The 2313-nt window shown below is 64.7% G+C and carries 2 protein-coding genes; one reads left to right on the top strand and one right to left on the bottom strand.

Annotated elements, in window-relative coordinates; all coding sequences use genetic code 11:
- Positions 1-287: 287 nt before the first annotated feature.
- Complete coding sequence (locus JOZ76_RS28255; RefSeq protein WP_291704284.1) at positions 288-1262, bottom strand: phosphatase PAP2 family protein; 975 nt, start codon at positions 1260-1262, stop codon at positions 288-290.
- Between the two features lie 290 nt (positions 1263-1552).
- Between JOZ76_RS28255 and JOZ76_RS28250 the strand changes: the two genes are divergently transcribed.
- Positions 1553-2227, top strand: coding sequence for a TetR/AcrR family transcriptional regulator (locus tag JOZ76_RS28250; RefSeq protein ID WP_291704282.1), 675 nt, complete (start codon positions 1553-1555; stop codon positions 2225-2227).
- Positions 2228-2313 lie beyond the last annotated feature (86 nt).

Raw genomic sequence — 2313 nt, 5'->3', positions numbered from 1 at the left:
GTGATCGATCCGCGGCTTGACCGACCAGGCGAAAGGAGAAGGAGGTATTTCGGTGAGTGCACCACGGCAAGCTGAAGCCCCGGTAAATTACGGGGTTCAATACCAAGGTAGGGTCGGGTTTGCTGAACGGGGGGTTAATCGGGCGGGCGCGATGTCGCACAGCGCCTCGACCGCGCGGCTCAACGCGGCGCCGTGTCAGCGATCCATGCGCCCCAGGGGAGAGCGTATCGATGCTTGCCAGGCTAAAGCGGGATGCGGCAGGTCCGCCGTCGATGCCGCGTGCGACGTCAGTTCGTCTGCAGGGAAATCTGTGGCAGTCTCTCGCTGCTCAGCTCCAATTCGCGCAGTGCGCGATCGCGGCAATAGCTCGCGGCCCGGATCGAGATGGCGGCAAGCGCGATGCCGCCGACAACATCGATCATATAGTGGGCGCCGATCACCGGTGTTGCGATGATCATCCAGACGTTCATGGCGGCGGCGATCCCGCCGAGGCGCCGCACCGGCCACAGCGCCCACAGATAAAGCACGCCCGAGGCGGCATGGAAGCTCGGGAATGAGACGATTCCGGCAAGCTCGAACAGTTCGAGATGCCGCAGCGCGCCCTCGCGCAGCGCCAGGATGTCGCGCAGCTGGGCGGCATAGAAGGTCATGTTGAGCGCAGGATAATCGGACAGTGGCCCACCAAGGCCGTAGTAGGTGCCGATCGCAGGAACCAGCGCCGAGATCGCGAGCGTGACCGCCAGCGCAATGCCGAATGCGCCGACGAATACCTGCAGGCGGACCAGCCTCATGGTCGCGGCGAGGATGATCGGGGTCAGCAGGAGAAACCACTTGATGAACGCGTATCCCGTCTCGAGCAGGCCGACGAGCTGTGGACGCTCGTTGACGAAGCGCGCGATCATGCCCGGATCCATACCGAGTGCACGATCGATCGCGAGGAAGCTCTGGTCCTGCAGCGGCAGGCTCGTTGCGCCGGCAACATAGCTCAGCGGCCCCATGATGATGGCGATCATGAAGAGCTGGGAAATGCCGCCCAGTGCAAACACCAGTTTTGGATCGGCGGCATGCGCTCGGAGGCGGACATAGAGGATGGCGATCAATGCGAGCTCGATCGCAATCCCGGTCATGGTCAGAAACGCCCCGGGCGCGATCGAGAAATTCCCGAGGAGGACTGCAAGCAGCAGGACGCTTCCCATCGCTGCGATGGGAAGCCAGTTCAGGTGAAACAGCCGCCAGGCAAATCGGACGTCCGGTTCGAGCATTCCCTCACAACCCCCTTGAATTGTGGGGAAGGTATGCCGGCGTCCCGTTAAGGTCGGGGTAAGGTGTGTGGTTATCGGTCGATGAATGCGCTGACCCAGGCCATCGCGCGCGGGCATGATGCGGCAGTCTCGCGCGATCATGCCGATGGCTGGGCCGCTCTAGTTTTTGGCCTTGTTTTCTTGTCTGAATAGGTGTTCAGTTTTTCGTGGCAGTCTGCGGCGACACTGCTCAAAACAGTGAAAGTTGGTTCGGTTTGGTGGCCGGGCCTTGAGGGACGGGGGAACGCGCCATGGTGTATCGGCGGACCCATCAGGTGGTGAAGCGGCTGGCTGCCCGGCGCAGCGCCATTCTGACCGCGGCGCGGGAAGCGGCGGCGGAGCAGGGGATGGGCGCGGTCCAGATCGCGCCGGTGGCCGTCAGGGCCAATGTCGCCGCCGGCACGGTGTATCGCTATTTCCCGTCGAAGGCCGATTTGATTTCCGAACTCATCGCCGAGGTTTCACGCGACGAGCTTGCCGCGATCCGTCGCGCGGCTGACGCTGCACCCGGACCGTCCTCGGCGCTGGCCGCGGCTGTCTCGACGGTCGCGGTCCATGTACTGTCGCAGCGCAAGCTCGCCTGGGGCATTCTGGCCGAGCCGGTGGATGTCGATGTCACCGCCTCGCGCCTGGCGAGCCGGCGCGAGATATCAGGCGAAATCGCTGCGCGGATCGATGCGGCCGTGCGCGCCGGTCATCTGCCGCAGCAGGACACGGCGCTCGCTGCAACCGCGCTGCTCGGCGCGCTGCACGAATCGCTGGTCGGGCCGCTGGCGCCGGACAACCTGGACGATCCCGCAAAGCTGCGCGATACCGTGCAGGCGGTGACGCTGCTGGCGCTGCGCGCGGTCGGCGTGATGGACGCGCGGGCCCGCGGGCTGGTCGTGCAGGCCACAGTACCTGCGAAGACGCTGGTCGGGGCGTAGCGCGCACGTCATTGCGAGCGCAGCGAAGCAATCCAGACTCTCTCTGCGGCGACAGTTTGGATTGCTTCGTCGCTTCGCTCCTCGCA

It is taken from the genome of Bradyrhizobium sp. (genome assembly GCF_019244115.1).
GTDB lineage: Bacteria > Pseudomonadota > Alphaproteobacteria > Rhizobiales > Xanthobacteraceae > Bradyrhizobium.
This window is presented reverse-complemented; position numbering and strand designations above follow the sequence as displayed.

What these genes read in the sequence shown, in the direction of transcription:
- JOZ76_RS28255 (WP_291704284.1), bottom strand. Translation starts at nt 1,262, where the DNA reads ATGCTCGAACCGGACGTCCGATTTGCCTGGCGGCTGTTTCACCTGAAC.
- JOZ76_RS28250 (WP_291704282.1), top strand. Translation starts at nt 1,553, where the DNA reads ATGGTGTATCGGCGGACCCATCAGGTGGTGAAGCGGCTGGCTGCCCGG.